Source organism: Priestia sp. LL-8, from assembly GCF_036227845.1.
Lineage (GTDB): Bacteria > Bacillota > Bacilli > Bacillales > Bacillaceae_H > Priestia > Priestia zanthoxyli.
Window position 1 is genome coordinate 3,719,108 of record NZ_JAZAQH010000001.1, and the last position, 25,922, is coordinate 3,745,029.

The 25,922-nt window shown below is 39.4% G+C and carries 22 protein-coding genes and 1 tRNA gene; 7 read left to right on the plus strand and 16 right to left on the minus strand.

Features of this window, described 5'->3' with window-relative positions:
* Positions 1 to 59 precede the first annotated feature (59 nt).
* Positions 60 to 734, minus strand: a complete 675-nt coding sequence (locus U9R83_RS19510) for a hypothetical protein (RefSeq protein WP_115654742.1) — start codon at positions 732 to 734, stop codon at positions 60 to 62.
* A gap of 537 nt (positions 735 to 1,271) precedes the next feature.
* Here U9R83_RS19510 and U9R83_RS19515 point away from each other — a divergent pair.
* Together U9R83_RS19515 and U9R83_RS19520 are read left to right on the plus strand one after the other, a co-directional pair.
* Positions 1,272 to 2,003, plus strand: coding sequence for an LCP family protein (locus U9R83_RS19515; RefSeq protein WP_371129326.1), 732 nt, complete (start codon positions 1,272 to 1,274; stop codon positions 2,001 to 2,003).
* Between the two features lie 223 nt (positions 2,004 to 2,226).
* Positions 2,227 to 2,592 carry a hypothetical protein gene (locus U9R83_RS19520; RefSeq protein ID WP_014458652.1) on the plus strand — a complete coding sequence of 122 codons (366 nt, stop codon included), beginning with the start codon at positions 2,227 to 2,229 and terminating at the stop codon, positions 2,590 to 2,592.
* A 24-nt stretch (positions 2,593 to 2,616) separates the two neighbouring features.
* On the opposite strand, the gene U9R83_RS19525 is transcribed toward U9R83_RS19520, so the two are convergent.
* The 5 genes from U9R83_RS19525 to U9R83_RS19545 all read right to left on the minus strand — a co-directional run bounded on the left by U9R83_RS19525 (position 2,617) and on the right by U9R83_RS19545 (position 7,145).
* A complete protein-coding gene (locus U9R83_RS19525) occupies positions 2,617 to 3,138 on the minus strand; it encodes an NAD(P)H-dependent oxidoreductase (protein WP_014458651.1) in 522 nt (173 codons plus the stop codon).
* 122 nt (positions 3,139 to 3,260) lie between these two features.
* The gene (locus tag U9R83_RS19530) at positions 3,261 to 4,016 is read right to left on the minus strand and encodes a YwaF family protein (protein ID WP_226554988.1); all 756 of its coding nucleotides are present in this window, start codon (positions 4,014 to 4,016) and stop codon (positions 3,261 to 3,263) included.
* Between the two features lie 332 nt (positions 4,017 to 4,348).
* Complete coding sequence (locus tag U9R83_RS19535) at positions 4,349 to 5,872, minus strand: ABC transporter permease/substrate-binding protein (RefSeq protein WP_014458648.1); 1,524 nt, start codon at positions 5,870 to 5,872, stop codon at positions 4,349 to 4,351.
* Positions 5,872 to 6,822, minus strand: coding sequence for an ABC transporter ATP-binding protein (locus U9R83_RS19540; RefSeq protein ID WP_014458647.1), 951 nt, complete (start codon positions 6,820 to 6,822; stop codon positions 5,872 to 5,874). The genes U9R83_RS19535 and U9R83_RS19540 overlap by 1 nt, the downstream gene beginning before the upstream one ends.
* 250 nt (positions 6,823 to 7,072) lie before the next feature.
* Positions 7,073 to 7,145, minus strand: a tRNA-Thr gene (locus U9R83_RS19545).
* A 209-nt stretch (positions 7,146 to 7,354) separates the two neighbouring features.
* Here U9R83_RS19545 and U9R83_RS19550 point away from each other — a divergent pair.
* On the plus strand, positions 7,355 to 8,407 hold the full coding sequence (locus tag U9R83_RS19550; protein WP_014458646.1) for an aromatic ring-hydroxylating oxygenase subunit alpha: 1,053 nt from the start codon (positions 7,355 to 7,357) through the stop codon (positions 8,405 to 8,407).
* 34 nt (positions 8,408 to 8,441) lie between these two features.
* Here the strand turns inward: U9R83_RS19550 and U9R83_RS19555 are convergent, their stop codons facing one another.
* Positions 8,442 to 9,965, minus strand: coding sequence for a DHA2 family efflux MFS transporter permease subunit (locus tag U9R83_RS19555; protein WP_243549851.1), 1,524 nt, complete (start codon positions 9,963 to 9,965; stop codon positions 8,442 to 8,444).
* Between the two features lie 266 nt (positions 9,966 to 10,231).
* On the opposite strand from U9R83_RS19555, the gene U9R83_RS19560 reads away from it, so the two are divergent.
* On the plus strand, positions 10,232 to 11,134 hold the full coding sequence (locus U9R83_RS19560; protein WP_208732958.1) for a TetR/AcrR family transcriptional regulator: 903 nt from the start codon (positions 10,232 to 10,234) through the stop codon (positions 11,132 to 11,134).
* A gap of 106 nt (positions 11,135 to 11,240) precedes the next feature.
* Here U9R83_RS19560 and U9R83_RS19565 read toward each other — a convergent pair whose 3' ends face one another.
* The 6 genes from U9R83_RS19565 to U9R83_RS19590 form a co-directional block, all read right to left on the minus strand.
* Positions 11,241 to 12,062 (minus strand): carbohydrate ABC transporter permease, encoded by an 822-nt coding sequence (locus U9R83_RS19565; RefSeq protein WP_014458643.1) that lies wholly within the window; start codon positions 12,060 to 12,062, stop codon positions 11,241 to 11,243.
* A gap of 14 nt (positions 12,063 to 12,076) precedes the next feature.
* Complete coding sequence (locus tag U9R83_RS19570; protein WP_016765225.1) at positions 12,077 to 12,979, minus strand: carbohydrate ABC transporter permease; 903 nt, start codon at positions 12,977 to 12,979, stop codon at positions 12,077 to 12,079.
* A gap of 23 nt (positions 12,980 to 13,002) precedes the next feature.
* Positions 13,003 to 14,244, minus strand: coding sequence for an ABC transporter substrate-binding protein (locus tag U9R83_RS19575; protein ID WP_140451056.1), 1,242 nt, complete (start codon positions 14,242 to 14,244; stop codon positions 13,003 to 13,005).
* A gap of 66 nt (positions 14,245 to 14,310) precedes the next feature.
* Positions 14,311 to 16,431, minus strand: coding sequence for an amylo-alpha-1,6-glucosidase (locus tag U9R83_RS19580; RefSeq protein WP_243549853.1), 2,121 nt, complete (start codon positions 16,429 to 16,431; stop codon positions 14,311 to 14,313).
* A gap of 87 nt (positions 16,432 to 16,518) precedes the next feature.
* Entirely contained in the window at positions 16,519 to 17,535 is a 1,017-nt protein-coding gene (locus U9R83_RS19585; RefSeq protein ID WP_243549855.1) for a LacI family DNA-binding transcriptional regulator, read from the minus strand.
* A gap of 147 nt (positions 17,536 to 17,682) precedes the next feature.
* Positions 17,683 to 18,957 carry an ATP-binding protein gene (locus U9R83_RS19590; RefSeq protein WP_014458639.1) on the minus strand — a complete coding sequence of 425 codons (1,275 nt, stop codon included), beginning with the start codon at positions 18,955 to 18,957 and terminating at the stop codon, positions 17,683 to 17,685.
* Between the two features lie 271 nt (positions 18,958 to 19,228).
* Between U9R83_RS19590 and U9R83_RS19595 the strand changes: the two genes are divergently transcribed.
* Positions 19,229 to 19,993 carry a sulfite exporter TauE/SafE family protein gene (locus U9R83_RS19595; protein ID WP_013058623.1) on the plus strand — a complete coding sequence of 255 codons (765 nt, stop codon included), beginning with the start codon at positions 19,229 to 19,231 and terminating at the stop codon, positions 19,991 to 19,993.
* Between the two features lie 233 nt (positions 19,994 to 20,226).
* Entirely contained in the window at positions 20,227 to 21,579 is a 1,353-nt protein-coding gene (locus tag U9R83_RS19600; protein ID WP_014458638.1) for a C4-dicarboxylate transporter DctA, read from the plus strand.
* A gap of 27 nt (positions 21,580 to 21,606) precedes the next feature.
* Here the strand turns inward: U9R83_RS19600 and U9R83_RS19605 are convergent, their stop codons facing one another.
* Both U9R83_RS19605 and U9R83_RS19610 read right to left on the minus strand, forming a co-directional pair.
* A complete protein-coding gene (locus U9R83_RS19605; RefSeq protein WP_014458637.1) occupies positions 21,607 to 22,002 on the minus strand; it encodes a hypothetical protein in 396 nt (131 codons plus the stop codon).
* 70 nt (positions 22,003 to 22,072) lie between these two features.
* Positions 22,073 to 23,044 carry an NAD(P)H-dependent flavin oxidoreductase gene (locus U9R83_RS19610; RefSeq protein WP_226554984.1) on the minus strand — a complete coding sequence of 324 codons (972 nt, stop codon included), beginning with the start codon at positions 23,042 to 23,044 and terminating at the stop codon, positions 22,073 to 22,075.
* A 172-nt stretch (positions 23,045 to 23,216) separates the two neighbouring features.
* On the opposite strand from U9R83_RS19610, the gene U9R83_RS19615 reads away from it, so the two are divergent.
* The gene (locus tag U9R83_RS19615) at positions 23,217 to 25,259 is read left to right on the plus strand and encodes a catalase (RefSeq protein WP_328575398.1); all 2,043 of its coding nucleotides are present in this window, start codon (positions 23,217 to 23,219) and stop codon (positions 25,257 to 25,259) included.
* A 43-nt stretch (positions 25,260 to 25,302) separates the two neighbouring features.
* Here U9R83_RS19615 and U9R83_RS19620 read toward each other — a convergent pair whose 3' ends face one another.
* On the minus strand, positions 25,303 to 25,800 hold the full coding sequence (locus tag U9R83_RS19620; protein ID WP_115654752.1) for a GNAT family N-acetyltransferase: 498 nt from the start codon (positions 25,798 to 25,800) through the stop codon (positions 25,303 to 25,305).
* Positions 25,801 to 25,922: the final 122 nt, after the last annotated feature.

The window sequence follows — 25,922 nt, forward strand, 5'->3', positions numbered from 1 at the left end:
ATTGTGCAATATTACTATTATAACATAGTTATTTAGCAATATTGTACAATGAATAGAGGTTAAGATAAAGCCGCGTGAAGAGTAGTAAGCTGCTCTTTAATCGCTTTTCGCTGAATACTTACTTTCATCAGCCAGCCATTTTCTCCGTATCTATAAATAAATTCGTACGTACCTTTAGGAAAATATTCTTTTACCAGCATGTCTCGGTTTTCAACAAATCCCGGATCGCCAATAAAATAGGTACCTTCTTCAAGCGAAAGCTCATGAACTTTTTTTTCTAGCTGCTTCTCTTCGTCTTCGTCATCATCTATCACAATGTGCAGACCGCATTCATCACGCACAACATCAAATTCACCGTTTTGTTCAAGCTCAAGCACCGGCACCACTTGCCCATTCACCGTTAGGAGCTGCTTCGTTCCTTCAAGAACCTGGGACCAATGATCATCGTATAGAGTAGAAGAATAAAAAACATAGCCCTGAGATTTATACAATAAAAGCAGCTGCTCAAAATGATTTTTCACTTGTTCTTTATCAAACAGAATAACAAAATGCTTTCGATAGAAAAAACTTGTAAAAGGCAGAATAGACGATTGATTAAGCTCTTTAATTATTTCAGCACTATCTTTACCTGAAATAATAGCTCCGGTCAATTCCCCCGCGCCGTAAGGTTTCCAATGACTTAACGCCGCTTCTGGAATCAGCACAAGGTTCGAAGATGACACATATATACTCATTCGCTTCACTCCTTTTTTCTACATTTAGACCTATATTCGATTCTCCGCAAACAGAGACTTTCCTCTTATTCCATTCTTAAAAGACAGAACTTTTTCCCTAACTATGATAGATTATAACAAATTTTTCAGAAAAAAATAACCTTTATTTCCTCTTTCTTCTATTTGCGTATTTCTCTTATTTTAGCTGTCTCTGCGGATTTACTAGTGAACGTACTTGCTAATCTAATTCCTTAGTGTTAATTTTATTATGTCGTTTTATAATTTTTTGCATAATGGGTTTCAAACAAAAAAGTATTAATATTTTTGAATGCGATGGTGAGACATTTGGAAGAACGTACAGAACGTAAACAACATAAAAGAAAAAAGCAAAGAAAAAAGAAACGCTTTAGAAAGCTACTTCTTTTCTTTCTCATTCTTGTAATCGCCGCTGGTGCGTATGTGTATTATCAATACCAACAAGGGTTAGCAGAAGCAGACGGAGCTTTTGGAAAAGATGGACAGTTTAATTTTAATGGTGCAAGTGCCAATTTAGATAGCATGAATGTGCTACTTCTTGGAATTGACTCTCGAGGTGAAGAACATTCGCGTGCCGATACGATCATGATTGCTCATTATGACAAAGACAGCAATCAGCCTAAAATTGTGTCTTTGATGCGTGATTCATATGTGGATATTCCAGGACACGGCAAAAACAAATTAAATTCAGCCTATGCATTTGGCGGGCCTGAATTAATGCGTAAGACAATTAAAGAAAACTTTGGCGTAGATGTAAACTATTATGCCGTTGTTGATTTTAAAGGTTTTTCTAAAGTTGCCGATACGATTGCCCCTGAGGGAATTACGGTTACCGTGCCGCACGAAATGTCATCAGGAATTGGCATGACGCTAAAACCTGGAAAACAAACTCTTCACGGAGATAAATTACTAGGATACGTGCGATTCCGACATGATAGCCAAAGTGATTTCGGGCGCGTGAAGCGTCAACAAGAAGTTATCGGTAAATTAATGGATGAAGCTCTTCAAGTAAAGACGCTGGCGAAAGCTCCTAAGCTATGGGGAGTCATTGATCCATATGTGGATACAAATATTCCGCCAAAAACATTTATCGTGATAGGAAAAGATTTTTTAGTTGGAAATCAGCCAGATTTAAAATCTCTTCGTTTACCGGTTGAAGGTTCCTATTCAAATGAACGAATATCCGGTATTGGTGCTGTTTTAAGCATCGACCTTGAAGAAAATAAACAAGCATTACAGTCATTTTTAAATTAGGAAAAGGTGTCCATTAACGGACACCTTTTTTATACTATTCAAAAAAACTTCTATTTTTCCTTCCTATCCTTCAAAAAAATTTCAGCTTCGACAAAAAATAGAGATGGAATCAAGCAATTTTCTAGCAATCAGCTGCTTACTTTGAGTTCTATTTTTTCTCCTGTATGCGTATATGAAATAAGAAGCACTTCTGTTTTTATTTTTTAGTCAAGGAGATGAAAGTATGAAATTATATGGTTTTCAATCTGAAGAAGAGCGTTCCTTTCTTCATTCCACCTATAAAGTAAACCCGCTGCTTTCTCATACTGGAGATGTCAAAATCAGCTTTTTATCTTTTCAAGAAAATGATTATACACCTCGTCAAGAAGCTACGATTCCACAGCTTCTTTTAGTCGTTCACGGCGAAGGCTGGGTAGCTGGCGATAACGGACTGAAAATTTACATTAAACAAGGTGAATCAGCATTTTGGAGAGCCGGGGAATCGTTTGAAGTCGGGAGTCTAACGGCTATGACGGGATTGCTAATTGAAGGATTAGATATTGCTCCTCAAAAGCTGCTTACTTCTTTTTCACGAACAAATGTAAATTAAAAAGCCGCTGTGACGCGGCTTTTTTTATTGTCTTAATAATTGAGCGTAGTTTTCTGCACTATCTTGAATGACTTTTTCGCTCAATTCACCGCCTGCTCCTTGAAATAAAAACGGAGTTTGGAACTTCATGCCTGTTAAATTTGCCGTAGCTTGAAACGGAAGAAGCAGATTACTCATTGGATAACGGTTGTAGCCGCCTTCTTGATAAGCTTCTGCAGGTCCTCCTGTCGAAGTAGCTACGATAAACTCTTTTCCATGAAGTTTAGTGCCTTTGCTGCCATAAGCCCATCCGTATGTTAATACAACATCTTGCCACTCTTTTAAGAGTGCTGGTGAGCTGTACCAGTAAAACGGAAATTGAAACACAATACGATCGAATTGAACAACTAACTCCTGCTCTTTTTCTACATCAATTTTAAAATCAGGATAGTTTGCGTATAAATCATGAACGTGTACATTCTCTTCTTTCTTTAATCTCTCTGCCCACGCTTTATTAATGCGAGAAGATGCTAAATTTGGATGCGCTAAAATAACCAGTGTTTTCATTTTGATACTCTCCTTCTAATGTCTGTGCTTGCTTTATTCTTTTCTGTTTTTTACGTTTGCCTCTAACAGCTTGTTCAGTCGTTTTTTTCCTTTTCATTCAGGAAATCCTAGCTAGTTTACACTTATAAATTACCAGTATTAGCATTTCTCTTCAACAAAATTGATTTCCCTTTGATTTTCTTATGTATCCAAAACGGCAGATAAAGCACAAGAAAGCTAAGAATCATAATTCCTTCAATCGATACTAAATACAAAGGATGAGGTCCAAGAACATCCAGCAAGGAAGCGTGCTCTGGCTTTTTCATCATGTATAAATAATTCGCCCCAAGTAAACGGTTGATGGCATAGATAAATCCTCCGTACAGATTAACAAATACTACGCTTACCCATAAAGAACGAAACGTCGGCTCATATCTGCAGGTAGCAATTAGCATACAGCAAGCAAGTACCACACCGCCATGCGATACATAAAACTGCACATAGCGAAACTGGGCATACGCATAGCCCCCAAGATCAGGGGTAATCATCGCTTGAACAGAGCTGCTGATTCCTGCGAAGTACACAAAATTAAAAAGAAACCTGTTTTTGGTTATCAGCATAACAGCAGCCAGCAGCACGACTATATCACTGAGCTGAAGAGGCAAGGAAGCTTTAGCAGACCACTGATGACATCTGATTTCCCAAGCCTGGTAGGCGGTTTCTGAAGCAATTAGAACGAGTGAAAGCAAAACGAACACAAATCTCTTTTTTCGCAGCTGCTTTCGACACAAAAAAATAAATGCTCCTATGATCACGATAATGGCTAAAGTTACAAGATGTTCCACTGAAAAAAGCTGAAAGGAATGTTGTACAGGATGACACGCAAAAAATAAATTCATAAAAGCGCCTCCCTTCTATCAGAAAACAAATTCGGTACCTTTAGCTTGTTCACATGGGTTCATTTTCATTAATGCTTCTCTCGCATTAAAAAGAGATTGAAACATAACGAAATGACGCCAATCTAAAGACGTACGAATGGAGTAAATGATCGAGTATGAATCACTTCTTGCACCGCATTTGATTTCCATGCATGGCTTCGCTTTCCGCGGGAATCTTCGCGTTGCCTTCCAATCAACTATTAGAAGCAACTAAAATAAAAAGATCCGAACGATTTATCATTCGGATCTTCTTTGAACTAACATACTGTTGTCCTAGCTCTGTTTCTTCGTTATTACTCTTTAATTAATCCTTTTTTTACTAAGAATTGATGAGCAACTTCTTCAGCCGTTTTTCCTTTTGCATTTACTTGATAGTTCATTTCACGCATTTCGTCATCACTGATTTTACCGCCCAGTTGATTTAAGATTTTTTTCAGTTCAGGATGCTCTTTTAGCGTATCTTCACGAAGCACAGGCGCTCCTTGATACGGAGGGAAGAACTGCTGGTCGTCTTTTAAGACTTTGAGACCAAACTGTTTGATTTCAGGATCCGTTGCGTAAGCATCAAGCATGTTAATATCGCCTTTTTCTACAGCGCGATAGCGAAGCTTCGGCTCCATCGTTTTAATATTCGGGAAGGTAAGGCCATATTCTTTTTGAATGCCTACGTAGCCGTCTTCACGATCTTTAAACTCAAGCGTAAATCCTGCTTTTACTTTATCTGTTGCGTTTGCCAAATCTGAAACGGTCGTTAGATTATTTTCTTTTGCAAATTCCTTTGTTACGGTCAATGTGTACGTATTATTAAACTTCATTGGATCTAAATAGACAAGGCCGAATTTCTTTTGAAATCCTTCTTTTGCCTGCCTGTACACCTCTGTTTCATCTTTGCTGTCCGGCTGTTCCTTTAGATGCGTCACAATGGCTGTACCCGTATATTCAGGGTATAAATCAATTTCCTTGTTACGCAGAGCCTCAAATACAAATACCGTTTTCCCAAGCGACGAACGAAGATTTACTTTCATATCGGTTTGATCTTCAATTAATTCTTTATACATATTAATTAAAATATCTTGTTCTGCGCCAATTTTCCCTCCGATAACAAGGTCTGGTTTTGTTGCGCTCATCGCTGCAAACGGAGAAACAAGAATGAGTATTAATACGATGATCATAATAAACGAGCGTTTTTTGGATCCTTTTTTAGCTGAGTGTTCAATCGTTCGCAGAATTCCATCAAAAATAAGCGCTAATAATGCTGCTGGAATGGCTCCTAATAAAATCAAACTATTGTCGCTTCGGTCAATACCAAGCAAAATTAAGCTTCCAAGTCCGCCCGCTCCGATAAGAGCCACGATTGTCGCTGTGCCAATAATGAGGACCATTGCTGTACGAATTCCGGCCATAATGACAGGAAGCGCTAGAGGAAGTTCTACTTTGATTAATCGTCTCCATGAGTTCATCCCCATGGCTTTGGATGCTTCAATTAAAGATGGGTCCACTTCTTTAATTCCGGTATATGTATTTCGTACAATAGGAAGAAGCGAATATAAAAACAGTGCAATAACCGCGGGAAAGGTTCCAATTCCGACAAGAGGAATCAGTAATCCTAATAAAGCGAGTGAAGGAATGGTTTGCAGTACGGCTGTTACGCCAATGATCGGTTCAGCAATGCGGTCATGCCTCGTTAAGTACAGTCCAAGCGGCACTGAAATTAATACGGCGATAACAAGAGCCAGTACTGATATTTGAATGTGTTCCAGAAGAGCTTGAAACAGTGCATCTCCTCGTTGATCCAATAATGTGCTTAGTGCATTCATCACAGCGTTCCTCCTTCTTTCGTTTTATCAGAAAGAAACGCTAATAGAGTTTTACGCGTTACAACGCCAATGCGTTTGCTCCCTTTTTTCACAGCTATTGCTTCATGGTCGTAAAGGGCGTCCATTGCCTGCTGAACAGTGGCGGTTGAAGCTAGCTCTTCAGTAGGTTCTACGTCTGGCTGTTCACTTTCTTTGACAAACATATCCAATGTCTCAAATAAAGCATTTCCTTGATTTCCAATAAACGTTTTTACAAATTCATTTTTAGGCTTTTGAATGAATTCCTCCGGGGTTCCAACTTGAACAATTTCCCCGTCTTTCATTAGGCAGATACGATCTCCAAGCGTCATCGCTTCGCTCATATCGTGCGTAACAAACACAAATGTTTTTTTGATTTTTTCTTTTAAACTAATAACATCTTGCTGAAGCTGTTCGCGGCTTAACGGATCGAGGGCACTAAAGGGTTCGTCCATTAAAATAACGGGGGGATCAGCTGCGAGGGCACGTGCTACACCTACACGTTGCTGCTGGCCACCTGAAAGCTCAGACGGCTTTCGGTTTCGATACTGCTTTGGGTCTAGTCCTACCAAGGTAAGCAGTTCATCAATGCGCGTTTTTATTTTGTTTTTCTTCCAATGCTTCATCTCGGGTACAATAGCTATATTTTCAGCGATGGTCATATGAGGAAAAAGAGCAATTTGCTGCAGGACATAACCAATGTTCCAGCGTAGCTCATGTATGTTGTGATCCGATACGAGCTTATCTTTTATGTATAGTTCTCCTTCGGTAATATCATGAAGACGGTTAATCATTTTTAAGGTGGTTGTTTTCCCACACCCACTCGGACCAATTAAAACGAAAAACTCTCCTTCTTTAATTTCTAGATTAATATTTTTCACGGCGGTCGTACCGTCTGGATATTGCTTTGACACATTCTTAAACGTAATCAAATTATCGTTCACACTCCCTGTTGAAATTTAACCCCTAGTTTCGTATACCCAATACTTAGAGGCAATAAACATTCTTTTAAGAATATTTCTAAATATGATTCATAAGACATAGTGAAGAAGATACACATGTTTTCTCACAGCATCCTAATAAGGCTATCAAACTGTTAAATTTTTCACGAGGCGGAGAAGAATTTTAAAGCCAACACAAATAAAAAAACCTTCTTTCAACAAGAAAGAAGGTTTTTTAGTATGCTAGCGACAGGGATCGAACCTGCGACCTCTTGCTTACCATGCAAGTGCTCTACCTACTGAGCTACACCAGCGTCTTGGAAAATTATATCACGTTTAAATTCATTTAGGAAGCGCTTTTTTAATTTTTTTATTGGTATATTCTCTAATTTGCATCTTTTGAAATTCGCACTTTCTACAAAGTTCCATATTTTATGTTAGAACTCCTTACATAAATTGTGTGAATTTTCTTTTTTTATATTACCCTTAGTAAAAGAGCTTACAAAAGAAGGGAAGAAAATAGATGGAACAACAACCAACCATGACCAAATCAAAAACGGCAACTCCCTACCCAAGAGGCTGCACGTTCAGCCTGGAAGATTGGACGACGCTCGCTAAGTATTGGTACCCCGTCGCACGCTGCAGTGATGTAACAGAGAAACCAACGTCGGTAAAATTGCTAGACGTAAATCTAGTTCTATACCGTACCACACACAAAGTAGTAGCGGCTCGTGATTTATGCGTTCACCGAGGCACCCCGCTTAGCATGGGCTGGGTGGAAGATGATGAAATTGTCTGTCCTTACCACGGCTTCCGCTATGCAACGGACGGCGCATGTACATCGATTCCAGCTCACCCTGATGCCAACATTTCTCCCCGCCTGTGTATGGCCGTCTATCCGGTTATTGAACGATTTGGATTAGTGTGGACGTCGCTTACAGGAGAACAAGATAACCTGCCTTACTTCGATGCGTGGGAGGACCCTGATTTTCAGCAAATTGTTTGTCCGAGCTTTGATATCATGGGTTCGGCCGGTCGTCAAATGGAAGGCTTTTTAGACGTAGCTCATTTTGCTTGGGTGCACACGGACACATTTGGTGATCGAAACAACGCCTTTGTGCCTAAATATAAAGTAAGCGAAACAGACTATGGGCTTCATGTAGAATATACGAGCACCGTGAGCAATTATTCCAAAGAACAGCAGCATTTAAATCCACCTGATTTTAAATGGCTTCGCGTCTTTGATGTTTATCCGCCGTTTACAGCTACGCTAAAAGTATACTTCCCAGAAGGCGCAGAGCTGTGGATTATGAATGCAGTCTCCCCTATTTCAGCCCGCGAAACACGTTTATTCGCACCAATCGCTCGAAACTTTGACAAAGATTCTCCCGTTGAAGGTGTGTATGACTTTAACCTTCGCGTCTTTGACGAAGACCGTGAAATGGTTGAAAACCAAAAACCTGAAGACTTGCCTTTAGACCTGCAGATGGAAGCGCATATTATGGCTGATCAAACGTCCATCGGCTACCGGAAATTATTAAAGAAAATGGGCTTAAGCTTTAGATATACAAGCTAAAAAAACCCCCGCTGTCTCAGCGGGGATTTCTTTTTCATTTAGCAAACTGCTCGCGTCCTGCTTTTTCCTTTATTAATTCATCTTCACTTGCCGGCGTGGCGCGTTTCATAAACAATGAAAGAATTAAGGCAACCACCACTAGTACTACTGAGACGGCAAACGCATCGTTAATTCCTTGTACCATTGCCTGCATCCCAATTTGTTCTTCCATTTGAGCTGCCCCGGCTGCCGTTGCATTCGCTGCTCCTGCTCCGCTCATTGCATCTTGAGCGAGCTCTCTTGCATGCGTAGCTGTACGATTTGACATCACTGTTACTAAAAGAGCCGAACCAATAGCTCCTGATACTTGTTGAAGCGTGTTATTCATCGCAGTACCATGGGGATTAAAGCGCTGCGGCAGCTGATTTAATCCGTTTGTCATAACCGGCATCATCACCATAGACATTCCGAACATGCGAAGCGTGTAAAGCGTAATGAGCGTTGTATACGTCGTATCAAGCTCTAAGTTACTGAAGAAATACGTGGTAACAGCTGTAATCGTTAGACCCGTTACAGCCAGTGCACGCGCTCCAAATTTATCAAATAATTTTCCGGTAATCGGTGACATCACACCCATTAGTAGCGCACCTGGAAGCATTAATAATCCTGAATGAAGCGGAGAAATGCCTCGTACCGTTTGAACATAAATTGGCATTAGCAGCATGGCTGAGAATAATGCCATTGTAATTACCATCGAAATCGTTGATGATAAAGCAAACATTGGATATTTAAAAATGCGGAATTCAAGCATAGGTGTTTTCAGCTTAAACTGACGCGTAATAAATAAAATCAGAGCCACAGCTCCTACAATAATGGTGCCATATACTTCTACAGAATCCCAGCCTTTATCCCCTGCTGAGCTAAACCCGTATAGAAGTCCTCCAAATCCAATTGTAGATAACACAAGTGATAGGAAATCCAAATTGATTTCCACTTTTTCTTTTTTGTCTTTTAATAGGAAGAAAGCGCCTATTAATACAATTGCCGCGATTGGCGTAACAAGGTGGAACAGCATTCTCCACTCATAGTGTTCAATTAGCCACCCTGATAAGGTAGGACCAATTGCCGGAGCAAAAATCATAACTAAACCGAAAATACCCATCGCAGCTCCGCGTTTTTCTAATGGAAAACTTGTTAGCAATACGTTCATTAAAAGTGGCATCATAATGGCCGCGCCTGATGCTTGAATAATACGAGCGGTTAACAAGATAGAAAATACGGGCGAAGCACCAGCGAGTATTGTTCCTGCTGTAAATAAAGTCATCGCCGTTAAAAATAACCCTCTGACAGAATAACGCTGAATTAAAAAAGCAGTAGTTGGAATCATAATACCATTCACTAACATATAACCAGTAGAAAGCCACTGGACAGTTGACGTTGTCACATCTAAATCTTTCATGATCGACGGCAGCGCCACATTTAATAACGTTTCATTCAACAATGAGATAAAAGCGCCAATTAACAAAATAGCAATTATGCCATAAGGCGGCTTTTCCATTTGATTTATCGATTGACTCATTATTGTACCCCCTTATACTTTAAGTTCATTTTTTTAGACACATGTTCTACATAGAGTATATTATACTGTGAGTTCAATTTATGCAAGTGAAAAATCCTGCGTTAATTTTCTTTATTTACTGAGCTTTTTTTAACGGTACAGTCCTTTTACATCAATACATATACGCAATATCATAATTCGCTTCAAAAAGAACATTTGTGTAAACGCTTTAAATCATGTATCATAAAGTTGGACTATGAGTCTAATTTTATATTTAGGTGATAATAATGAATAACCGAAAACAGCAAGTTGTAAAAAATGCACACCATCTCTTCGTTGAAAAAGGATTTCAAGCTACTTCTATTCAAGACATCATTGATTATAGCGGCATTTCAAAAGGAACATTCTACAACTATTTTTCTTCAAAAAATGAATTATTAATCGCTGTTTTCACATGGCTTCATACGACCATTGAACAAGAGCGGAATCAGCTGCTGGTTGGTAAAAGTCTGAACGATGTAGATATATTTGTTAAACAAATTGATGCACAGATGAAAAACCATCACAAACATAAATTTTTTACATTACTTGAAGAAGTATTTGTTTCCAATGACCCTGATTTAAAAGCATACATAAAAAAAACCCAGTTTATTGAAGTAAACTGGTTCTACAAACGGTTCATTGATTTATTTGGAGAAGAAAAAAAACCGTACCTGCTAGATTGCGCAATTATGTTTCTTGGCATGCTTCATCGCAACTTTCACTATAATTTTATGGTTAACGGCACAAGTACCGATCCGCATGAAATTATAAGCTACAGTGTCAAGCGCCTGCTTCCTCTTGTAGACGAAGTAGCAAATTCAGGAGACATTTTGCTCGATCCTCAAACGATTAAAGAATGGCTTCCATCTTGCCCGAATACTAAAAATCAAATAGAACAGGACATTTCTGCAGCACTTATCGATTTAAAAAAGCAGGTTCACAAACAATTTACGGATGAATTTGAACGTCAAAAATGTACAGAGCTTATTAGTTTTATTGAAGAAGAGCTGTTTAAACAGTCGACTCCCCGGAAGTTTGTTGTGGATAGTGCCCTTCAATCATTAAAGCAGCTGTCTATGAACCAAAGTAAGACACCGCTAGAGGATCTGCAGGCAATGATTGACCAGTATGTGAGTGAACTTCATTAAAAACAAATGAAAGTCACGTTCATCATAATAACCAAAAACGAACGATTAATTAAATTAATCGTTCGTTTATAATTCTAACTAAAATATTTTTACCCCAGCCTCTTTTTTATTTCCCTCCAGTAAACGAGATTCCTTTAATAAAATATTTGTTAAAAAACGCATAAATGAGCAAAATTGGAAGGGTAAAAACCATGGAAGCTGCCATAATATAGTTCCAATAACTGATATACTGACCTTTGAATGTGTTGAGACCTAAAGTCAATGTGAACATATTTTCATCAGACATCACAATTAAAGGCTTCATAAAGTCATTCCAAAACCCCATAAACACAAAAATTGTTTGTGCTGCTAGCGCAGGCTTTGCAAGTGGAAGGACTATTTTGAAGAATGTTCCAAACTTTGATAACCCATCTAACTCCGCTGCTTCTTCAAGTTCTTTTGGGAAATTGATAAAAAATTGACGCATCATAAATATAAAAGTCGCATTTACCATTCCTGGTACAATCATTCCCTGATAGGTATTTAACCAGCCTAACTCTTTTAAAATTAAAAAATTAGGAATCATGGTTACTTGTCCAGGAATCATAAGCACAGCTAAAATAATAATAAACAAACTTTTCTTTCCCGGGAAACTGAGGCGTGCAAGGGCATAACCAGCCATTGAGTTAAATAGCAAATTCAGAGCTGTTCCTACAACAGCAATAAATAAGCTATTAAACATCCAGCGAGGGAACAGCTTTTGTTCCACAAAAATTTGTTTATAGTTGTCTAGCGTAAAGTGTTTCGGAATAAAGTTCACCGTACCTGACACAATTTCTTCAAGCGTTTTGAAAGAAGCTGACAGCGCCCAAATAAATGGGATCAGCGTAATCAGCGCGTATATGCTTAAAATCGTATATAAAATGAGGACTCCCGTTTTCTTCTTCACTTTTTCTTCCCCCCTTAGTACATACTTTCTTCTTTTGAAAACTTCCGCTGAATAACCGTTGCCACCAAAATCACGAGCGCCAGCATAAAGGCTAGTGCTGCAGCATACCCCATGGTACCTAAATTTTTAAATGCATATTGATAAATAAGAAGAACAACAGTCAGAGTGGAGTTATTAGGACCTCCTGAGCCTCCTGAGAAAATAAATGATTGATCAAATAACTGAAACGTACCAATTAGTCCCATGATCACTACGAACGATGTAACCGGCCTCAGATTTGGAACTGTAATATGCCAAAATCGTTGAAACACATTAGCCCCATCCAACTGAGCTGCTTCATACAGCGAATCGGGTACGTCCTGCAAAGCTGCCAAATAAATAACCATAAAAAATGGCGCTGTTGCCCAGATGTTCATAATCATAATGGCAATTAAAGCAACTTGCGGATCTCCAAGCCAATTGTAAGTTGGAAGACCAACAAACTTTAGAAACTCGTTCACAATCCCATTCTGATTGTACATCCACATAAAAATAAGCGTTAATACAGCCGATGATGTAAGCGTAGGTAAAAAATAAATAATGCGAAAAACTTTTTCTGCTTTTAGCCCTGCATTTAATGTGGCAGCCAGTATAAGTGCCAATGCGGTTTGTACCGGTACAACAATTACTACATACTTCACCGTATTCCAAAGAGCAATTTTAGCTTTGTCATCTTCAAGAACCTTCATGTAGTTCTCAAGCCCTCGAAAATGAAACTCAGTTCCTCCCAGCAATTGAACTTTATGTAAAGACAAAAAGATGGCATAAAAAATAGGTGCAATAACAAACAGCAATAGTACAAACAGTGTAGGTGTCATAAAAGCATATCCTTGCCCTACATCACGAGGTTTGTACGTTCGTATTTTTCCGTTTTTCATTTCCTCCACTCCCCCGCCTAGCCTTATTCATAAATACTAATCTCTTGATTTGCCTGCTTTTGTGCTTTTTTCAAAGCTGTTTCTAAATCACTTTGTCCCAAAAAGGCGCTTAAAAACTGGTTATTAAAGTTATTCATGATAATAGGCAAATACGGACCATCTTGCCAGACAGTTGCATAAGCAGCTCCTTTTACTAATGGACCTCGTTTTTCGTCTTCAGCAAAACCAAGCTTATCCGCTACGGATTTTCTTGTTGGCAATGCATAACCCTTACTTGTCCAAGTTTCCATTCCTTCTTTCCCGGTTAAGTACTGGATAAGCTCCCAAGACGCTTTTTTCTTTTTTGAGTCGGCATTCATTACATACGCGACCGTAAATGCCATCGTATTTTTATGACCGTTTATTGTCGGAACTTCCGCTGTACCGTAATCAAGTTTTGGGAAGGACTCCTGTAAAAATGGAATCATCCAATTTCCTTCAATCACCATAGCTACTTTTTGTTGTGCAAACATGTCCGTACCTGAATTTGCGCCTACATCAGAGGGTTGTACAGACGTTTTATCTTTTAAATGCTGATCGATGAGCGGCTGAAGAGAATCCACGACTTCTTTCGTAGCAAAGTTTGCCTTATTGTTCTTTACAACGTCTCCTCCGTTTGCCTGCGCCATGTAGAAGATACGCGCTAATTCGGGCGTGACACCAAACGCTTGAATCCCTTTCTTTTTAAATACCTTTGACACCTCTTCAAACTCATCCCATGTTTTTGGTACTTCTACTCCCGCTTCTTTAAATAGCTTTTTGTTATAAAATAAGCCTAATGTGGAGTAATCTTTCGGAAAACCATACGTCTCTCCATTTTTTTGAAACGCTTTCAATAATGGTTTCTCAAAATCCTGAACATCAAAATCAGATTTTACATAAGAATTTAAAGGTTCTAAAACCCCTGTATTAATAAGACCAGGCGCTTCAAGTGCATCAAGATAAAAAACATCTGGACCGTTTCCGCCGATTAAACGCGTTTTTAAAATATCCATGTATTGATCAGTGATTACTTCATGCTTCACATGAATGGAAGGATGAAGATTTTCAAAGTCTTGAATAGTTTGATTAAGCAGCTTCGTCTCTGTGGGGTTGCCTCCCCAGCCGGCTAATACAATTTCGACTTGACCATTTTTCCCAGAAACTTCTTGTACATTTGAACATCCAGTTAAAGTTACTCCGGCTACTGCCAGAAGCAAACTTAAAGCGAGTACCCACTTCTTCATTAGCTGTCTCCTTTCATTTCATTGACCTGCGGCTTATTAAGTGACGCTTAATAAGCCGCCGTCGTATTAACCTACATGAGCTCTTACTTTACATTGAGATAGAAGCTCGTATTTTGTCGTATTTTCCTTCACGTAAATAATAGTTTCGCTTCCTTCTTTTTTAACCGTTAATGAAAGTTTTCCACTGCCAATCACAAGGTTTTCTACAGAGATTTCATTCATATCGTCTATGAGCAAGGGATTTATCTGTATAGTACCTGCTGTACTATCAGGAAACAGTCGCAGTATTGCCTGTACGAAAGCTAAAGGCGTGCCGGCTGCCCAAGCTTGAGGTGAACAGGCAACGGGATATTTGACAGGTTTCCCAAGGTTACTTGAATAGCCGCAGAATAATTCAGGAAGACGGTCGTACTCAAAATGCTCAGCTGCATCAACCAGCCCTTCTATAACTTTATTGGCTTCTGGTTGCTTGTTCGCCTTACTCAACCCAAGAACAATTAAACTATTATCGTGCGGCCAAATGCTCCCGTCATGATAACTCATTGGATTATAACCGGCTTCTCCTTCCGCCATTGTACGAATTCCATATCCCGAAAACATAGATTCTGATACTAGCCTTTCTGCTACTCTGTTCAGCTTCTCCTCATCCATCATCTCGGCTAAAAGTACATGACCTGGATTTGACGTAACTGTTCCTACTTGATGTTTATGTTCATCGAGTGCAATTGCATAGAATGACACGTCTTCCATCCAAAAGGCTTCATTGAACTTTTTACGCAGCTGCTCGGCTTCTTCACGTAATTTATTTGCTTCATTTGTTTTGTTTAACTCATCATATAAAGAAGCAATACCCATTTTCGCTTGATATACATAGCCTTGTACTTCCACTAAAGCAATGGGAGTTTTGGCATATTCACCGCTGCGATGGACAACAGAATCTCCTGAGTCTTTCCATCCTTGATTAGCAATTCCTTTACTCGACTCCTGATGGTATTCAAGAAATAAATCACCGTCTCGATCTCCATATTCATTGATCCATGTCAAAGCTCCATCAATAGTCATTTGCATTTCTTGTACAAACTCGAAGTCTCCCGTCCACTTCACATATTCCGTTAACAAAATTAAAAATAATGGTGTCGCGTCGACTGTTCCGTAGTACGGAGTAAAAGGTATTTGATTTGTGTTGGCTAGTTCTCCGTAACGTATTTCATGCATAATTTTACCCGGCTGTTCATCACGCCATGGATCATTTGCCGTTCCTTGATATGCTGCCATCGTACGTAGCGTTCCTTTCGCTACTTCAGGATTAAAAGCTAGCATTTGAAGCGCTGCAATTAGACTATCCCTTCCAAATGGCACACCAAACCAAGGCAATCCTGCTACAGGAAAAGCACCAAATCCTACATCCGTTAGCAGTACGCGCAGGTCGTTAAGTCCTCTTGTAATAAGACGCTGCATTGTCGGATGATCCGTTGTTACCCTTGTAGAAGATTTTTCCCATTTTTTATATGACTGCGTTAGTAAACTAAGGGCTTCCTCCGCTGATAAAATATCTTGATTGGTGTCTTCGCCCATTTTTGGCTGAACCATTAATGTAATTTCTTCTTCTTCCTGATGGTTCAGTTCGAAAGAAAACATAACCTCTCCTTGTTCATTCACGTGTGAGGCTTTTTTATCCCAAGAAATCCGTGTCGAACGCTTGATATCATCAGCTCCTTCGTATGTATATGTTAAACTGCTTTCTCCCTTTATTTGTCCCGTTCTCTTTCCGATGTTCCCTGTTTGAAAACCTCTTACGATGAACATATCGTTAAAATCGACATCTGCTTGGATACTTAATGTAAAAGCAATTTTTTTAGGGAAATAGCTTTTTAATTTTATTTTCTCATAGAAAACTCCCTCATATATAAAGCGCTCTCTTTCTATTTCTAAAGACTCTCGCCATAGTACAAGCTCTCCTTCTTTTTCCATATGCGGATTAGTAAGAAGAATTGTGGCTAACAGGTTTTCATCGGCACTTGAGGACAATAACACAGGATCTACACCGTTAATTTTCAAATGAAATTTGCTCAAAAAACGCGTATCTTTCATATATAGCCCTAAACCATACTGATGGTTTTCAGTGATATTTCCTGCTTGATCTGTTAGTAAAAATAAATCATTTTCTTTAATCACACGGTAATCCATTTCCATCCCCCTAAATTTTACCGAAACGTTTTGGAAAAACGAAGCACAAAACCGAAACGTTTCGGTTTTTACATTATATAAAAACCACTAGCCGTGGTTTTTAGCTGTTGATTCTCGAATAATTAGCTTTGTATCAAGATAACGCTCCATATTTGTTTCTTTTCCTTCTAGCATTTCAATTAGTAAATCTGCAGCTTCATAGCCAATCTGATATACTTCCTGTCCTACTGTCGTCAAATTTGGAGATGAATAAGAGGCAAGAACAATATTATCATATCCGACAATCGAAATATCTTTCGGTACGTCAAGGCCAAGTTCTTTGCATGCTTTTAGCGCTCCAAGTGCCATTAAATCACTTGCACAAAAAATAGCGGTGACCTCTTTATGCCGATTTAAAAGCTCACGGGCAGCTTTCTCTGCTTTCTTTTCTTCAAAATTCCCGCTTACAACCCACTCAGAACGAAACGACAAACCGCATTCTTTGAGCGCTTCTCTGTATCCGTTGAGACGTTCTTGGCTGACAAATGCGTCTTCATGCCCGTTAATCATCCCAATATGCTGATGGCCAAGACCCGCTAAATGTTCAACTGCCTTTTTAGCTCCCAAGGCATTATCAGTGGTGACATAGCCCACTGAATTAGAATGAACGGGAATATCAACTAAAACACAAGGAATATCACTTTCTACTACTTCTTTTAAATAAAGATCTTCTTTTTTAATACCTTGAATAATTGCCCCGTCCACCCTTCGCTCTCGACAAAGCTGGGTATACGTTTTTTCTCGCTGCATCATCGTGTTTGTATTGAATAAAATCAAATCATAGCCCAAAGTAGATGCTCGCTCATTTACACCGCACAGCACTTCAAATGTAAAATTATCTTTTACGCTTTCTCTGCTGATGCCTGAAACTAGTAGTCCAATAGTCTTTGACTTTTGCATAACCAGTCCTCGAGCTAACGTATTAGGGCTGTAGTTCAGCTCTCTTGCTACGGCTGCAATCTTTTGCCGTGTTTTTTCATTTACATCTGAATAACCGTTTAAAGCCCGAGATACCGTTGTTACAGATACGCCAGCAACTCGCGCTATATCTTTAATCGTTGTCACTCAAAATTCCTCCAAAACGTTTCGGATAACTTTAAATAGATTGTAACGCTTTCATTTATTAAATTCAATACTTTTTTTAATAATCAGTTTACTTTTATCTATCTCTAAAACTTTTGCATATAAAAAAAGCAGCCCTAAAGCTGCTCTTTATTCACAAAGTGGAAATTGAAGTGAAAAGCACGTTTCTTTTCCTTTTATGCTAGACACACTCACTTTTCCCTTCATATAATGAATAATGCTGAAAGATACCATCGTTCCAAGCCCCGTACCTTTTTCTTTTGTTGTAAAATACGGTTCGCCTAACCGGTTGATTTGTTCTTGCGTCATACCGCAGCCCGTATCAATAATATCAACGATAACAGCTCCGCCTTCTTTTCCTACTTTAATAGTTAACGTGCCTCCGTTTTGCATGGCTTCAATACTATTTTTAAATAAGTTAATTAGACACTGCTGAAGCTTTCTTCTTTCTCCCATTACGAAGAACTTCACTTCTTCATCGAATGTAAAATCAATCGCGACTCCGTTCATATTGGCAAGAGGCGTCATAATATGGGTGACGTGATGAATTTCTTCTGATATATTCATTTTTTCATTTCGTTCTGGAGCGGAATTGGCAAACAGCAAGTAATCATCAATGATTTCTTTTGCGCGGTCTAGTTCATTAATGGCAATCGAAATGTAGCGTTTTTTAGCAGGTTCCTTTTCATCTTCTTGCAGCATTTGCATAAACCCTCTGCTTGCAGTTAGAGGATTTCGCACCTCATGAGAGATGCTGGCGGCTAAATGACTGACAATTTCTAGTTTTTCTGCTTTCATTAGGCGCTGCAGCACTAATAAATTTGCCCGTATCGCTTCCCACAGTATGGTAATCACAAACATGCCTGCTACATCTAAAATCGCGAATTGAACCCACACGCTAATAGGAATGCTTGTTACGTGCAAGACAAAAATAGATACAAGCATAGCTAATAAAGAACCGACTACGCTGAGACAGGTACTCACGATAATTCTATTTTTTAATGAGAAATGTAAAAAGTATTTTGTTATGAAAAATAAAGGAATGGATAAAATCGGAAGAGCAATTAATGTTGATAAAAACCCTACATCGTACCCGCCAATTAGCAAGCGCAGCAGTAAAATAAAGACAAAAAGCAAGCTTCCTAGCGGCCAGCCTCCATATAACGTTCCTAAAATATAAGGAATTCTTCGTAAATCCATTCGATAGTCATCCGGGACATAATCTCCGTTAACCGGAAACAAAAGGCAAAAGGTGATAGCTAAAATCGGAAATACCGCGATATAACGATCTTTCCACCAATGAATTTTTTTAGCATACTTGATTAAATAAAACATCTGCACTAAAAACAGCGCCAATAAGATAAATAAAAAATTAATTAACAAATCTTTCGTGACAAAACTCATGCATTCACCGGTCTTTCAAATGATATAAAAATAAACTCTTTTATTGCATTTACATTTGTAACACAAATTAGAGCGTAATCATAGATAAATAAACGTATTCTATTTACTTTTTTATAACTTCCTATGACTTTATCGTCCGTTCCCTAAAATAGTGAAGGCTAAGAAAACCTTTTCAACTCCACTAAAAATATTCAGAATTTTATTTACATATGAGTTACAATGCTCTATAATCAGATCAATGTACTTGGTTTTGAGAGTAGGAGGACGAAATATGGAACTATCAATTACCTTAATGGGATTATTCGTTGGAACCCTTGTAGGCTTAACGGGGGTTGGAGGTGCCGCTTTATTAACACCTTTACTAATTGTACTCGGCATTAACCCTTCCATTGCCGTAGGAACAGATCTTGTCTACAATTCTATCACAAAATTATTTGGAGTCGCTCAGCACTACAAACAGCGAACCATTAACTTTAAATTAGCAAAATATTTAGCCTTCGGAAGTATTCCGAGCGCTGTGCTGGCTATTGTCACACTTCACGCATTTCCATCTTTTCACGAGCATCAAGAAACGATTATTAAGCACGCTCTTGGATATGTCATGACGCTGGTTGCCATTTCAATTATCTTTCGCGTCTTTTTTGATAAATTCATTCGCCCAAATCGGTTTCAGGAAATGGACTTAAATCAGAAAAAAGGATTAACAATCGGAATTGGCGTAGTCTTTGGATTCATTGTCGGACTAACATCGATTGGTTCGGGCTCATTATTTGCGATTGCGATGCTGTACTTATTTAAGCTAAAAACATCTGAGCTGGTTGGAACTGATATTGCACATGCGTTTCTTCTCGTTACGGTGGCTGGTATTTTAAATGCAAGCTTTGGAAGCGTGGATTACATGTTGACTGCTAACCTATTAACTGGATCTATTCCAGGTGTGTTAATCGGAAGCCGTTTATCGACTAAAGTGCCTTCAAGACCGCTTCAAGCCATTATGGCAACCATCATTCTAATTAGCGGAATTAAATTAATTTAACAAATAAAAGCACATGCCTTTGCATGTGCTTTTTATTAGTTTTTTTAAAGATCTACATTAAAAATAATAATGTTTTAAACCACTTCCCTCCTCTTCTTATACACTTCAACTAATATTTTTATTGAATTTTAGTCAAAGAGACCAATGACACATTAAACAACCTTACGTTAAAATGTAAAAAAACATAACATCTATTGTAATACCCAAAAAATTGTACGACGAAGGGAGAACAGATGACACAAACAGCGGCAAAAAGTAAGCAAAAACCTTTTTATAAAGGTCTTTTCTTTCAAATTATGATGGCAATTGTACTTGGCATAGCCGTAGGATATCTATGGCCAAGCTTCGGGAATGCTGTGAAACCAATTGGAGACGGTTTTATTAAGCTTATCAAAATGCTGATTGCTCCTCTGATTTTTGGAGTAGTCGTTGTCGGAATTGCTAAGGTGGGAAACATTAAAACAGTTGGACGCATCGGCGGAAAAACCATTCTTTATTTTGAAATTGTCACAACATTCGCTCTACTTATCGGTCTATTAGTAGCAAACGTCATGAATCCCGGAACCGGTATGAATGTCGATCCTTCAAGCTTAAGCACAAGCGAAGTGGACGCGAAGACAAATGGCTCCGAACTTCCGAGTGAAGCTGATTTTTTTCTTAACATGATTCCAGACAGTGCAGTTGGTGCGTTTTCAAACAACTCCATGCTTCAAGTGCTTTTAATTTCGTGTTTGTTCGGCATCGCTCTTGTCCATATAGGTGGAAAAACAGCGGAGACTCTTCTACACGTATTAGAAAAAGTAAATGATGTGTTATTTAAAATTATGGGATACATCATGAAGTTAACGGCTCTTGCCACGTTTAGTGCCATGGCATATGCGGTTAGTCAGTACGGTCTTGGAACACTTGCTGCATTTGGAAAGCTTTTTATCGCTATGACAATTGCTTGTCTAGCATTTGTTCTTGTCTTAGCTGCTATTTTACGAATCTATCTGAAGTTAAGTTTATGGAAAGTCATTCTATATATACGAGAAGAAATTATGCTGGCATTTGCTACGGGTTCCACTGAAGCAGTTATGCCGCAGCTCATGGATAAATTTGAACAAGCAGGATGCAACAAAGCAGTCGTTGGCCTTGTTGTGCCTACCGGCTATTCGTTTAATCTAGACGGTGCTTCTATCTACCTGTCTCTTGCTCTTGTCTTTTTAGCACAAGCAACGGGCGTGGACTTGAGCCTGACAGATCAGCTTTTAATGCTTGGGGTCCTGCTTCTTACGTCTAAAGGAATGGCTGGCATTCCAGGATCAGCCTTTGTTGCTCTTTCTGCTACCGCAGCAGCAACCGGATCCATTCCGGTAGCAGCCGTTGCTCTGATGCTCGCTCCTGATCGCTTTATGGGTAATTACCGGACAACGGTCAATATTATTGGCTATGCGGTAGCTGCTTTTGTTATCGCAAGATGGGAAAATTTATTAGACCTACAAAAAGCAAATGATGTGCTGGACGGAAAAATTGCGTATCAGCCCAAAAATGCTGAATTTTCTATTCCAGAGAGTATTCCAGCAGCCAATGAAAAAGCATTTTAATAAAAAAAATTCCTGGCCGAGACAAGTCTATTTTGCTTGTTTTTCGGGCAGGAATTTAATGGTTACATGAAAGGCCTTTTGCTGAAATTTATTTTCTTCCAGTATTTTATATACCATTTGTTTAATCGTTTCTTGCGTTTTGGCATCAGATGAAACGGAAGGCTCCATATACACGTCCAGCTCTACTCTGTCCTTTGAGTAAAGGGAAGAATTCACGCCCCTTGATTCATAGCCCGCTTCAGTTAAACCGCCGCTGATTTTATGCCAAATATCCAGTTTGTCCATTTGTTTAATAACAGGTTTTGCCTCTTCGTATGCTTGTGCTTGTTCTGTTTTTGACACTTCTTCTTTTTTAATAAAAACTGCATATCCTGAACCTACTACTAAAAACGTCATAATAGCAAATGCTCGCATTCTTTTCATTCTCTCACCTCATTTAGAGATATAGATTATAAATATGCGATCAATTGCTGCAGTATGACGGCTTGTATCTCTACTCTTTTTCTACGATACTCAGCAGTCGTTTAGAACCAGCTTCTACTTCTTCTATCATACTCTCAAACAGCTCTTGTACCGTTGGGATACTGTCAATCAGTCCAACGACTTGTCCTGCCCATCCATAGCCTTCATCAATTTTATTTTCATAAATATACCGGCAGTTTGCTCCTCCGCTAATGACTTCTTTTAGCTCTTCGTACCTGTCTCCTTGCTGTTCACGTTCAATAATGTTAAGGGTGTAGTCAGACTTTAATACGCGTCCAGGCGCTCCAAACGAGCGTTTAATGACCACAGTATCGGTTTCTTTCGCTTCTATAATAGCTTGTTTATACGCATCATGAGCATCTACACATTCTTTTGTCGCAATAAAACGCGTTCCCATCTCAATGCCTTCAGCGCCTAATGATAACGCTGCTAATAATCCTTGTCCGTTTCCAATTCCTCCGCTTGCGAGTACGGGAATTGACACAGCCGCAGCTACTCGAGGAATTAACACCATCGTGCCCAGATCCTCACGCCCGATATGTCCTCCTGCTTCTTGCCCCACCGCCATGACGGCATCTGCTCCTAGCTTCTCAGCTTTTTGAGCTTGACGCACGTTGGCTACAAGTACGAGCGTTTTAATTCCAGTTCCTTTTAATCTTTCAAAAATAGGTGCGGGATTTGCTCCTGTTATTGAAATAACCGGAACACCTTCTTCTACTGCAGCTTCGAGAAGTTCCTTATAAGAGCCTTCCGTTTGACCACCAACGGCAAAATTAACCCCAAAAGGACGAGAAGTTAAAGAACGTACCTTATTAATTTCAGCTCGAAGCTTCTCAGGCGTTCGAAGCGTCATAGCCGTAATTTGTCCAAGTCCTCCAGCATTTGAGACAGCAGCCGCAAGCTCTGCATATGCTAGATATGCTAGACCTCCCTGTACAATTGGATATTGAATTCCTAGTAAATCTGTTACACGAGTTTTCATCTATGTAGCCCCTTTCTTTTTATTTTCTTATTTATGAATACTTATTCATAATCATAACAAGAAAATAACGGATTTCATACGAAAAAATTCCAACTTTTCAGTTTGCGTCAACTTTTGACAGGGTACACATTTTGTAATGATTATCCATTGAAGGTCAAGGAGGAAAACAAATATGACAAAAAAGCACCCTGTAAATGAAAAAAGCAAGCAAGAACAGCTCGAACAGTTTAAAACCGATGATCGAAACCAAGCGCTCACAACCAATCAAGGATTAAAGCTTTCTGAAGATGAATTTTCTTTAAAAGCGGGCGAACGTGGTCCAACCCTAATAGAAGACTTTCATTTCCGTGAAAAAATGACGCATTTTGACCACGAGCGCATTCCTGAACGTATCGTTCACGCGCGAGGCTTCGCTGCTCACGGAGAATTTGAGCTGTATGACTCTTTAAGTGAATATACAAAAGCTAAATTTTTACAGGATCCATGTGTAAAGACACCTGTATTTGTCCGCTTTTCTACTGTAGCAGGTTCTAAAGGTTCTGCTGAAACAGTACGTGACGCTCGTGGTTTTGCAACAAAATTTTATACAGAAGAAGGAAACTATGACTTAGTTGGCAATAACATTCCCGTGTTCTTCATCCAAGATGCAATTAAATTCCCAGATTTAATTCATGCTGTTAAGCCTGAGCCTCACAACGAAATGCCGCAGGCGGCTTCAGCACACGATACGTTTTGGGATTTTATCGCTAATAACCAAGAGTCTGCCCATATGGTCATGTGGACAATGTCAGACCGTGCAATTCCTCGCAGCTTGCGTATGATGGAAGGCTTCGGCGTACATACTTTTCGCTTGGTTAATGCAGAAGGAAAAGCTCATTTTGTCAAATTCCACTGGAAGCCTGTACTCGGAACGCATTCCCTCGTTTGGGACGAAGCTCAAACCATTTCTGGGAAAGACCCGGATTTTCATCGCCGCGACTTATGGGAGTCAATTGAAAACGGAGACTACCCTGAATATGAGCTAGGCATTCAAATCATAGCTGAAGAAGATGAATTCAAGTTCGACTTTGACATTCTCGATCCAACTAAGCTTTGGCCAGAAGAAGACATTCCCGTCAAATTGGTTGGAAAAATGACCTTAAATCGAAATGTAGACAACGTATTTGCCGAAACGGAACAAGTCGCATTCCATCCGGGGCATGTAGTACCGGGAATTGATTTTTCCAATGATCCTCTCTTACAAGGAAGATTGTTTTCATACACGGATACCCAGCTTATTCGTCTTGGTGGCCCGAATTTCCACGAACTTCCAATCAACCGTCCAGTTTGCCCGTTTCATAACAATCAACGAGACGGTTACGGACGTCAAACGATTAACAAAGGGCCTGTCAGCTATCACAGAAACTCTCTTGCAGCCAATACTCCGGCTCCTGTCCCAGAGTCAGAGGGCGGTTATGCTCACTATCAAGAAAAAGTGGAAGGAAGAAAAGTTCGAAGCCGCAGCGAAAGTTTTAAAGACCACTTTTCACAGGCAACGCTATTTTGGAATAGCATGAGCGACCCAGAAAAAGAGCATATTATCAGTGCTTTCAGCTTTGAACTTGGAAAAGTGAAAAGCAAGTCTGTTCAACAGCAGGTCGTTGATATGTTTGCCAACGTCAGTACAGTGCTAGCTAAACAAGTAGCACAAGCGATTGGTGCAACGCCTCCATCGGGCGAAGACGCGCCAGTGACCAAGTCATCTCCCGCTCTTAGTCAAGAACAGACGATTAAAAAGCCACATACGCGTAAAGTAGCTGTCATTGTACCTAATGACTTTAGCAGCGACCTACCACAAGTGTTAAACAGTTTAAAACAACAGGGCATTCAGCCTGAAATCGTAAGCACAACCCTCCAAAACGTAAAAGGAACAGACGGGTCAGAACTTGAAGTACAGCACACGTTCTTAACAAGTGATTCTGTCTTATTCGATGCGGTTTATGTTGTCGGAAGTTCGTCAGCTGATGAGAAGTTTCGTAAAGAAGCACTGACGTTTGCTCAAGAAGCATTCGAGCATTTTAAACCAATTGGCACGACGGATGAAGGTGTTAAGTGGCTAAAAGCTGCTGGATTAGATAATAGTCCCGGTGTCGTAACTGGAGAAACTACACGCTTTACAGATGAATTTATTGAAGCTGTTTCAGCTCACCGCCACTGGAATCGTCACGTTATATAAATACAAAAGCCTTTGAAATCAATGATTTCAAAGGCTTTTTTTATTAAACTGATTTTCTAAATGCCATAACGTGCAAATCTTTTACCGGATAAAAATCGTTATCAGGAAAGCGAACGTAACCTCTTTTAGTGTACAGCTTAATGGCATGTTCCATTGAATGATCTGTATGTAAACCTAAATAAGAACACCCTAGCTCCCGAGATTTTTTTTCACACGCTTCAAGAAGTGCATTGGCCACTCCTTTTCGGCGATGAGACGGAGCAACTGCCAGCAGACGAATTTCAGCCCATGGAAACGGCTTTAACAACCCTCCATATACATCCGTATTCGGCGGATAAAACAAAACGCTTCCTGCCATTTCTCCATCGATTTCAGCTACAATGCACTCAAATTTCTTTTCTTCACTCAGGGTATGTAAAATTCCCTTTCGATACCTTTTCCAGTGTGCTTCTGATTTTACAGCTGCATATTGCTCATAAGCAGCAAGCGTCACTGTTTCAATAGATGCTGTTTCTTCTTCTCTAGCTTTTCGAACGATCAATTTTTTCTCCTCCATTTACCTTCTTCGTTAGTTCTTATTGTCTATGGTGAACCATATTTATGCAACACATTTGCATCTTAAAACAGCTTCCTTTGCATATATTTAATCCGTGCATTATGGTT

What these genes read in the sequence shown, in the direction of transcription:
- U9R83_RS19525 (WP_014458651.1), bottom strand. Translation starts at nt 3,138, where the DNA reads ATGAAAACACTGGTTATTTTAGCGCATCCAAATTTAGCATCTTCTCGC.
- U9R83_RS19550 (WP_014458646.1), top strand. Translation starts at nt 7,355, where the DNA reads ATGGAACAACAACCAACCATGACCAAATCAAAAACGGCAACTCCCTAC.
- U9R83_RS19600 (WP_014458638.1), top strand. Translation starts at nt 20,227, where the DNA reads ATGACACAAACAGCGGCAAAAAGTAAGCAAAAACCTTTTTATAAAGGT.
- U9R83_RS19510 (WP_115654742.1), bottom strand. Translation starts at nt 734, where the DNA reads ATGAGTATATATGTGTCATCTTCGAACCTTGTGCTGATTCCAGAAGCG.
- U9R83_RS19615 (WP_328575398.1), top strand. Translation starts at nt 23,217, where the DNA reads ATGACAAAAAAGCACCCTGTAAATGAAAAAAGCAAGCAAGAACAGCTC.
- U9R83_RS19590 (WP_014458639.1), bottom strand. Translation starts at nt 18,957, where the DNA reads ATGAGTTTTGTCACGAAAGATTTGTTAATTAATTTTTTATTTATCTTA.
- U9R83_RS19605 (WP_014458637.1), bottom strand. Translation starts at nt 22,002, where the DNA reads ATGAAAAGAATGCGAGCATTTGCTATTATGACGTTTTTAGTAGTAGGT.
- U9R83_RS19580 (WP_243549853.1), bottom strand. Translation starts at nt 16,431, where the DNA reads ATGGATTACCGTGTGATTAAAGAAAATGATTTATTTTTACTAACAGAT.
- U9R83_RS19555 (WP_243549851.1), bottom strand. Translation starts at nt 9,965, where the DNA reads ATGAGTCAATCGATAAATCAAATGGAAAAGCCGCCTTATGGCATAATT.
- U9R83_RS19575 (WP_140451056.1), bottom strand. Translation starts at nt 14,244, where the DNA reads ATGAAGAAGTGGGTACTCGCTTTAAGTTTGCTTCTGGCAGTAGCCGGA.
- U9R83_RS19610 (WP_226554984.1), bottom strand. Translation starts at nt 23,044, where the DNA reads ATGAAAACTCGTGTAACAGATTTACTAGGAATTCAATATCCAATTGTA.
- U9R83_RS19520 (WP_014458652.1), top strand. Translation starts at nt 2,227, where the DNA reads ATGAAATTATATGGTTTTCAATCTGAAGAAGAGCGTTCCTTTCTTCAT.
- U9R83_RS19530 (WP_226554988.1), bottom strand. Translation starts at nt 4,016, where the DNA reads ATGAATTTATTTTTTGCGTGTCATCCTGTACAACATTCCTTTCAGCTT.
- U9R83_RS19570 (WP_016765225.1), bottom strand. Translation starts at nt 12,979, where the DNA reads ATGAAAAACGGAAAAATACGAACGTACAAACCTCGTGATGTAGGGCAA.
- U9R83_RS19595 (WP_013058623.1), top strand. Translation starts at nt 19,229, where the DNA reads ATGGAACTATCAATTACCTTAATGGGATTATTCGTTGGAACCCTTGTA.
- U9R83_RS19560 (WP_208732958.1), top strand. Translation starts at nt 10,232, where the DNA reads ATGAATAACCGAAAACAGCAAGTTGTAAAAAATGCACACCATCTCTTC.
- U9R83_RS19535 (WP_014458648.1), bottom strand. Translation starts at nt 5,872, where the DNA reads ATGAATGCACTAAGCACATTATTGGATCAACGAGGAGATGCACTGTTT.
- U9R83_RS19515 (WP_371129326.1), top strand. Translation starts at nt 1,272, where the DNA reads ATGAATGTGCTACTTCTTGGAATTGACTCTCGAGGTGAAGAACATTCG.